This window comes from Rickettsia sp. (genome assembly GCF_965035265.1).
This window is the reverse complement of record NZ_CBCDJS010000062.1, coordinates 1-8,092: the sequence shown is the minus strand read 5'-3', so window position 1 is coordinate 8,092 and position 8,092 is coordinate 1. Positions and strand designations below refer to the sequence as shown.

Here is an 8,092-nt window from a genome sequence, read left to right as displayed (position 1 = left end):
CTTTTGCTTTGATGGATTGTCTGAACGAAGAATGCAGAAATGACGATCATATTTGGAGTGCCGTTATTATTGTGCGTAATACCGAGCTTTCTCGTTCTTTTATTGAGAAATGGCTAAAAAGTTGCGAAGATATTAGAATTCTTTCAGGTAAAGATTATAACATTTACCCTAATTATGATGAATATAAATGGCATCATTCCGATCAATCAGTACTTAGCCTTATATATCACAAAAATCCACAGTCGGTTAAAGTAATAGAATATGAAGAAACAACACCTTTCTTATCTTGGTTTCATCGTAAATATTCAAAGAGTTCACCGTTAAAACCTTGGTATAGCATATACGGTATAGAACCTATAATTAATTTTAATACCAATGGCAAAGTTTTACCTTCTACCGCTCTTATAAATACTCCGCTTGTAGTTAGGCTGCGTAAGTGGATTGTAGAACATCAATGATGGGCAGATGTTGTTGCATAGCTTCAAAATCGTCATTGCGAGTACTCGAAGAGTGCGTGGCAATCTCATGAAATAATAACAAACTCCTGAGATTGCTTCGTCAATTACTTACGTAATTTCCTCGCAATGACGATATCTCTTGTACTTTAAAAAAACTGTAAGAGAGGGTAAGTACTTTTACGTCTTGCATTTCAGGGTCAAGCTCAAAATCTTTATCTATATAAAACGTAACTGGCATTAAGACTTTTTCGCCGGCTTTTAACAATTGTTCTTCAAAACAAAAACAATGAATTTTTACGAAATATTTTCCTGCTTTATTTGGAGTGACATTATATACGGACGTCCCTATTATATCGTTATTGCTTAAATTCTCTGTTTCATAGAACACTAAAGTATTCTGTCCAGGAACAATTTGCACTCTTTGCTGTCTTGGGATAAAACGCCAAGGTAAGTTTTTATCAACATTAGCATCAAACTCAATAATTATAGGTTTAGTGCCTTTTACCTTGGAATATACACTCACCGTTTCTTTTGCCGTTGTACCTCCATACCCCGTAACTTTACAAAACAAATTATAGATAGGTACGGAAGCAAAGCTTAGTAACATCATACTAATTATTAGTCCTAGCAAGGAAAAAGCTAGATTCTTATTAATTTTTTTAGACATTGTTTGATTTTATTTAAAAATACTCTAGAAAAAGTTTATTTTAGATCATATATGTGTTAATATAAAGAAAATTAGTTAGCGAGGTTAGTAATGACTAATAATATTAATGCATTAGCAATTTCTAGTGAATCAGGGTTTTATAGCTATTTACAGAAAATCAATAAAATTCCGTCACTGACGCAGGAAGAAGAATTTTTATTAGCTAAATCCTATTTAGAAGAAAATGATTTAGAAGCTGCACATAAATTAGTAACTAGCCATCTTAAGCTTGTTGCAAAAATCGCAAGCGGTTATAGAACTTATGGTCTTCCTGTTACTGAACTAGTTTCAGAAGGTAATATAGGTTTAATGCAGGCAGTAAAAAAATTCAATCCTGAACTTGGTTTTCGCCTATCAACATATGCTATGTGGTGGATTAAAGCCGCTATCCAAGAATATATATTAAAATCTTGGTCATTAGTAAAAATGGGAACAACGGCTGCACAAAAAAAATTATTCTTTAGCCTTAACAAAATTAAGCGTAAAATTACTAATTTATACTCAAGGGCTATTACGGCTGATGATTTTGTCCAAATAGCGGATGAACTCGGTGTTTCGGTTAATGAAGTTTCCGAGATGAATAGTAGAATTTCAGGTCCTGACTTATCGCTAAATAACGCTATAAATAGTGACGATGCAGAATCAGGAGAGTTAATAGAGCTGCTACCTGAATCACGCCCAAGTCCTGAGGCTATGGCTATTAGTAGGCAAGATTCTACTAGTAAAAAGAAGTTACTAACAAATGCTATGAAAGTTTTAAACGATAGAGAACTCCGTATTTTAACGGAGCGTAAATTAACAGATACTCCTAAAACTCTAGATATTCTAAGCAATGAGTATAATATTTCTAAAGAACGTATTAGACAAATAGAGAATACGGCTTTTGAAAAAATAAGAAAGTTTATTTTAAACCATAGTAGTCAAGTAGCTTAACATTCTTAATCGTCATTGCGAGGAAATTACGAAGTAATTGACGAAGCAATCTCAGGATATTTGATAAGATTGCCACGCTCCTTGCAGTCGCTCGCAATGACGATAATGACAAAAAATCAATTCAGCACACCTGACCATTCAGGATCGGAAGCATCCGCCGGTGTTATAATTTCTCTTTCATTATGACCTGTTAGATCAATTGCAAAAATTTTGTTTTTTCCAGGAGCTTTAGCTCTTGATGGCCAACCTTTAGCATACATAATAACTCGTCCATTAGGTGACCAGCAAGGGCTTTCGACTAAATACCCGCTTGTTATTATCCTTTCGCTATTTTCGCCTTCTTGTGAACATGCTTTCATAATTCCGATGTTAAAGGTTTTTCCTTCAGCTCCTTTAATACTCTTAGTAAATGCTATATAGTCTCCTCGAGGCGACCAGCTAGGAGCAGTGTAAGAACCTCCACCAAAACTAATACGCTCTACATTACCCCCATCTGAACTCATGATATATAATTGAGGAACACCGCTTCTATCGGAATTAAACACAATTTTTTTACCGTCCGGTGAATAGCTAGGAGAGGTATTAATACCAAAACCATCAGTTAATTTATGAAGTCGTTTGGTAGCAAGATTAATTTCATAAATATGAGTTGAACCGTTTTTGGCTATCGACATTACGGCTTTTTTGCCATCCGGTGAAAATCTAGGAGCAAAAGATATACCGGCAAAATCGCCTACTACGCTTTCTTTGCCTGTTTTTAAGTCTTTTTCATAAACAAGTGCTCTTCTTTTAGTTGCGTATGAAACATAAAAAATCTTATCCGCTGAACGAGCAAATCTTGGTGTTAATACTAGTGACTTTCCATTAGTAAGGTATTTATTATTAGCCCCGTCATAATCCATCAAAGCAATTCTTTTTATTTTCGGCAAAGAAGTACTTTCTGATACATATACTATTTTACTGTCAAAATAACCGAAATCACCAGTAATTTTTTCATAAATTTTATCGGCAATTTTATGTGCTGCTCTTCGCCATAGATTTTCCGGTACTTCAAAAATTTCACCGGCAAGCTGTTTTTCAAGCAACGTATCCCATAATATAAAACTAATTTTAAGCTTACCGTCTTCAAGCTTTTTAACTTCACCGTTTACTAAAAGACTAGCATTAATTTGACGCCACGCAGCAAAAAGCGGCTTATATTCTATCCCTGTCTTCTCTTCTATAAAAGAGGCAGAAGAAATAGGACGAAATAATCCCGAAAGCTTCAAATCATTAGAGATAACTTTAACCACATCGTAACTTACTGCGTCATCGGCAAAACTATCGGCATCAAATTTATTTACTGCTATAGGTGTGGGATCAGCTCGCCCATGCTCAATATTTATTGTTTCAAGTGCATAGCCGGTAAAGCTAAATAATAGTGATAGTATAAAATATATAATATTTCTCACTCAAAATACTCCTTTTATCAAATTCCGTTATAGTAATGGTACTTTATGTCATTCCTGCGAAATGAAGAATTGGGATACGAAGATCAACTTGGAAAAGAGCAAGGAGTCTGTAAGCCGAAGAGCGGAGCGTATACTTAATACGTGAGCATCTGAGGACTTACAAAGACGACGTAGCCAATTTTTCAAGTTCATCGAGTATCCATTAACCAAAAATCTTCATCAATTCTTCCCATTCTCTTTTAGTCATACCGCTAGTCTCATGAGTCACTTTTTCACCGTTTATCATTCTTTTAATTACGTCCAAACCTTTACGTGAAATATTTGCTCCCTGCAAACGATATTCCTCAAAAGCTTCATAGGTAAAAGGAACCCAAGCTTTGACTATCTCAAGCATTTTTTCGGCATACACTCTAATTTCATATTGTGCGTGAGGGTCGGCTCGCAATCTTAAGAAATGAAGTAAATTATGTAAATTAATCTTCCAGTACCATTCAGTATAATAATTTAAAGTTAAATTCATACGGGCAAGCTCTCTTGCTATCCCTGTAGTATTCTCATCTATAATATTACCCTCTTCATCGGCATTCATCAGCTCCTTATAATGCCCGTAACACTGCTTAGCATCTTCTTCTAAAATTGCAAGGACCTTTTCAGCCACTTCTTTCGGTAAGCCATCCCCTTCCCTACATTGTTTATTTACGACAGATTGGGAAGCAATATTTGCCGGTTCGGGCAAATAAAATTCATTTCCTAAAATAGAGTATCTTGCCGAATATTCATTAACGCTAGCCGTTCTATGCCTAATCCATTGTCTTGCAATAAATATCGGTAGTTTAATGTGAAATTTGATGTCACACATCTCAAAAGGAGTAGTATGATAATGACGAAGCAAGTAGTTTATCAGCCCTTTATCTTGGTTTAATTGTTTCGTACCCTTACCGTAAGATACGCGTGCTGCTTGTACTATAGCACTATCATCCCCCATATAATCGATAACTCTAATAAACCCGTGATCTAACACTTTTATAGGCTCATATAAGATTTCTTCTAGTGCCGGAACTGTTGCTCTTTTTGTAGTGTTGTGCATTCTATTTATCCTTTATGTTTTTCTTTAAATTAACCTTTTCGATGTCATTCCCACGTTGTTGCATGGCTCGTTTTATGTCATTCCTGCGAAAGCAGGAATCCAAAGTAAAGCGAGATAAATCGAGCTTTTAAAAAGCTTTAAAGTATTGAATTCCCGCTTTCGCGGGAATGACATCGATCCTTAAGTTGACACCCATACACTTCTGCAGGAATGACATAAAGTTATGACAAATAACTATATAAATTTTTACCGCTTCTTTTTAACCATAATTTTGCTGGTTGGTACTGAGGATATATATCCTCAACTAGCTGCCAAAAATTTTTGCTATGGTTCATTTCTTTTAAGTGTGCCATTTCATGAGCTATAAGATATTTCAGTACTTCAAAGGGGGCAAAAACTACTCGCCAATTAAAAGCAAGATTCCCTTTACTACAGCAACTCCCCCAACGACTAACATTTTTCATTATTCTAATATTGGAATAAGTCAAATTATGTTTTTTGGATATGTTCTCTACTATTATTTTTATTTCTGCTAATAATTTCTTTTTAAGAAATACTTCTATACTAAGTTTTTTTAGTGCTGTACTGCAATACACTTCTAACGTAGAATCATTTAGTTTTATCTGATTTTTAGACGAATCAATATGTATTATTTCATAAGATTTACCCAAAATAGAAATCTTATCTTCATCCTTTGGGATCTCGGTTACATTACGGCGTAATTTTTGCCTAATCCAGTATTCTTTACTTAACAGAAAATTATGACCTTTTTCGACTTTTGCCTTAAGAGGCAATACAAGCTCTGCTCCTTTGGGCGTAATTCGAATGGCTATATTTTTAGCTTTGCTACTCCTCCTTACTATAACATTTTGAGGTTCACCGTATTTGGTAAGAGTAATAAAATCTTCCATTTAAAATTCTATATACTTACTAGGATCAACTGCAACTTTGTTTTTACGCATCGCAAAATATAACTTATGTTCTACATGTCCGATAACATTATTTCTAGCAACTTTATCACCTTTTTTAAGTAATAAATCGTCTAAACTTGCATATGCTACTTCTAAATCATCTTTATCTAATTTAACTATTACTAAATTACCGAATTGTTTGTTAAAACCTGAATATATTACTGTTCCTGCAGCTATCGATTTAACTTCGCTATATTCTTTAGCCGCAATATCTATCCCTTTATTTTTTCCGGCTTTAAACTCAGTAATAACTACCCCGTTTAACGGCTTTGCAAAGTTTAACTGTTCTATCTCTTCTTCGTCTTCATGACTAGATGTAGGGATCTCAATAGCATCATTATCATCTTCTATAATTTCTGCTTTTGGTTCTTCGAGTATACCGCTAACTTTTTCTGATGTGGGAGTATCTTCCATAGTTCTTTGAACTATCAGCCCCTCATCGTGGTCTAGTCCAGTAGAATTATTATTTGCAGTAATAGCCCCTATTTTATACTCAATTGGAGCAGGTGGCTGATCAACGCAAGCAACTAAACAAAAACATATAATAGTACTAAGTGCAACAGGATATTTCATATATTCAACAAAATTATTATTTATATTAGCTAATAGATTATGCTTATTATATAATTCTTATCATTATTTTCCATCAAAAAAATTAATTATGAAAAATTACGATATTGTTATAGCTAGTGATCACTCAGGTTATGAGCTAAAGTCTAAAATTATCAATTATTTAGAACAGAAATCTCTAAAGATTTATAACTGCGGAACAAATAATACACAAACCGTTGATTATCCTGATTATGCTAAGAAAGTAGTAGATATTATTATTGAAAAATTAGCACCTATCGGTATTTTAATTAGTGATACGGGAATTGGTATGTCTATAGCTGCTAATCGTAGCTCAGAAATAAGAGCTGCTTTGTGTAACGATATATTAACTACCGAAAATGCTAAAGCTCATAATGACGCTAATATTTTGATATTGGGAGCAAAAACCATAGATCACAAAATAGTATTTGATATTATAGATAAGTTTTTAACCACTAAATTTGAAGGCGGTAGACATAGCACTCGCTTATCAAAGATAAAGTAATTTTTAAACTATTAGGTACTGTGAAGATTTCTAAAAAGTTGTTGCACAAACGTTCATGATGTCATTCCTGCGAAAGCAGGAATCCATAGAACTATTCAATTAAATCTTTCCATTCAGGATTAGTTTTTTCTATCTGTTCTATTTTCCAACTACGTTTCCACTTTTTTAAGTTCTTTTCTCTAGTAAGTGCTTCTTTAATATCAGTAAATTCTTCTGTATAAACAAGCTTTATAATATTATATTTTGAGGTAAAACCTTTTATTATTTTTTGTTTATGTTCATAAGCACGACGTATTATATTATTAGTAATACCAATATATAAAGTACCCTGCTTATTAGAGCATAATATATACCCAATACATCTTTGTTTTTTAGTTTATGGATTCCTGCTTTCGCAGGAATGACACCCACTGCCTTTATAATCAGGCTAACAACAATGTTTGTGCAGTTGAGGACTTGATCGCAGAATCCTCATATGAACCTTTAATAATTTCATTTATAGTTAGAGTATTTTTAGGTTTTGGTAAAATATGCTTCAAGTTTTTAACTGACTTATTTATAGGTATTACCATAAAAGAATTATCTTGTACTATTAACTCTAGTTTACTTCCTGTAGATAAATTTAATTTTTCTCTAATCTAACTTGGAATTGTCATTTGTCCTCTATTAGTGAGAGCTACAAGCTGTGTTTTCATAATGTTTTAATTTAAATATTTTCAGTATAAATTAATAATAGCAGAAATAATTTAATAATGCAGCCATTACAATTAATTTTCCCTAAAAATATATATTTAACTTAATGATACATTCCTATATATTTTGATAAACCATAATATGAATGATGCTGCTTAATATGAATCTTCAAGAATTTAAACAAAAATATAATTATGATGTTGCAACGAAAATGATGCAGCAATATCTAGACATTAAATTTGCTCATTTAGATTGTTTGCTACTATTTAGAATGGGTGATTTTTATGAAATGTTCTATGAAGATGCAATTCTAGCAAGCAATGTACTTGGCATAGCTCTAACAAAAAGAGGTAAAAACGGTGAGGAAGAAATTGCCATGTGCGGTGTGCCTCATCATGCACTTGAGAATTATTTAACTAAATTAATTGAAGAAAACTATAAGGTTGCTATTTGTGATCAGCTTGAAACTCCTGAAGAAGCAAAAAATAGAGGCGGTTACAAAGCGGTAGTTAATAGAGAAGTTATACGTATAATAACCCCCGGCACTATATATAATGGCCTGAAAAATCAAGACAAAATATATGAACAATGTACTTGGTAATGTTGCTTAAAATTAAGCTGCTATTTGTTCATAATGTTGTACGTAATCCAGATAAACATTCATAGGTTTTTTATACCCAATACTTGAATGGAATCT

General features: G+C 33.2%; 8 protein-coding genes and 3 pseudogenes. 5 read left to right on the top strand and 6 right to left on the bottom strand.

From position 1 onward, the window contains the following. A pseudogene (locus tag AC1Z7D_RS04945) lies at window positions 1-458 on the top strand (hypothetical protein); the annotation flags it as partial. 100 nt (window positions 459-558) lie between these two features. Here the strand turns inward: AC1Z7D_RS04945 and AC1Z7D_RS04940 are convergent. After that, a complete protein-coding gene (locus tag AC1Z7D_RS04940; protein WP_482602499.1) occupies window positions 559-1,125 on the bottom strand; it encodes a cytochrome c oxidase assembly protein in 567 nt (188 codons plus the stop codon). Between the two features lie 90 nt (window positions 1,126-1,215). Here AC1Z7D_RS04940 and rpoH point away from each other — a divergent pair, with 90 nt between their 5' ends. Continuing rightward, window positions 1,216-2,097: an RNA polymerase sigma factor RpoH gene (gene rpoH / locus AC1Z7D_RS04935; RefSeq protein WP_482602497.1), complete on the top strand. Its 882-nt coding sequence runs from the start codon at window positions 1,216-1,218 to the stop codon at window positions 2,095-2,097. A gap of 116 nt (window positions 2,098-2,213) precedes the next feature. Here the strand turns inward: rpoH and tolB are convergent, their stop codons facing one another. From tolB to AC1Z7D_RS04915, 4 genes are all read right to left on the bottom strand, one after another. Next, complete coding sequence (tolB, locus tag AC1Z7D_RS04930) at window positions 2,214-3,548, bottom strand: Tol-Pal system beta propeller repeat protein TolB (RefSeq protein WP_482602495.1); 1,335 nt, start codon at window positions 3,546-3,548, stop codon at window positions 2,214-2,216. A 202-nt stretch (window positions 3,549-3,750) separates the two neighbouring features. Continuing rightward, window positions 3,751-4,635 (bottom strand): FAD-dependent thymidylate synthase, encoded by an 885-nt coding sequence (gene thyX / locus AC1Z7D_RS04925; RefSeq protein WP_482602493.1) that lies wholly within the window; start codon window positions 4,633-4,635, stop codon window positions 3,751-3,753. Between the two features lie 221 nt (window positions 4,636-4,856). Then, complete coding sequence (locus AC1Z7D_RS04920; RefSeq protein WP_482602491.1) at window positions 4,857-5,546, bottom strand: M48 family metallopeptidase; 690 nt, start codon at window positions 5,544-5,546, stop codon at window positions 4,857-4,859. Continuing rightward, window positions 5,547-6,179 (bottom strand): murein hydrolase activator EnvC family protein, encoded by a 633-nt coding sequence (locus AC1Z7D_RS04915; RefSeq protein ID WP_482602489.1) that lies wholly within the window; start codon window positions 6,177-6,179, stop codon window positions 5,547-5,549. 88 nt (window positions 6,180-6,267) lie between these two features. Between AC1Z7D_RS04915 and rpiB the strand changes: the two genes are divergently transcribed. Continuing rightward, entirely contained in the window at window positions 6,268-6,702 is a 435-nt protein-coding gene (gene rpiB, locus AC1Z7D_RS04910; RefSeq protein ID WP_482602487.1) for a ribose 5-phosphate isomerase B, read from the top strand. 91 nt (window positions 6,703-6,793) lie between these two features. On the opposite strand, the pseudogene AC1Z7D_RS04905 reads toward rpiB, so the two are convergent. Further along, window positions 6,794-7,064, bottom strand: a pseudogene (locus AC1Z7D_RS04905) (GIY-YIG nuclease family protein). 94 nt (window positions 7,065-7,158) lie between these two features. Between AC1Z7D_RS04905 and AC1Z7D_RS04900 the strand changes: the two are divergent. Next, the gene (locus AC1Z7D_RS04900; protein ID WP_482602485.1) at window positions 7,159-7,344 is read left to right on the top strand and encodes a hypothetical protein; all 186 of its coding nucleotides are present in this window, start codon (window positions 7,159-7,161) and stop codon (window positions 7,342-7,344) included. A 199-nt stretch (window positions 7,345-7,543) separates the two neighbouring features. Beyond that, a pseudogene (locus AC1Z7D_RS04895) lies at window positions 7,544-7,945 on the top strand (MutS N-terminal domain-containing protein); the annotation flags it as partial. Window positions 7,946-8,092: the final 147 nt, after the last annotated feature.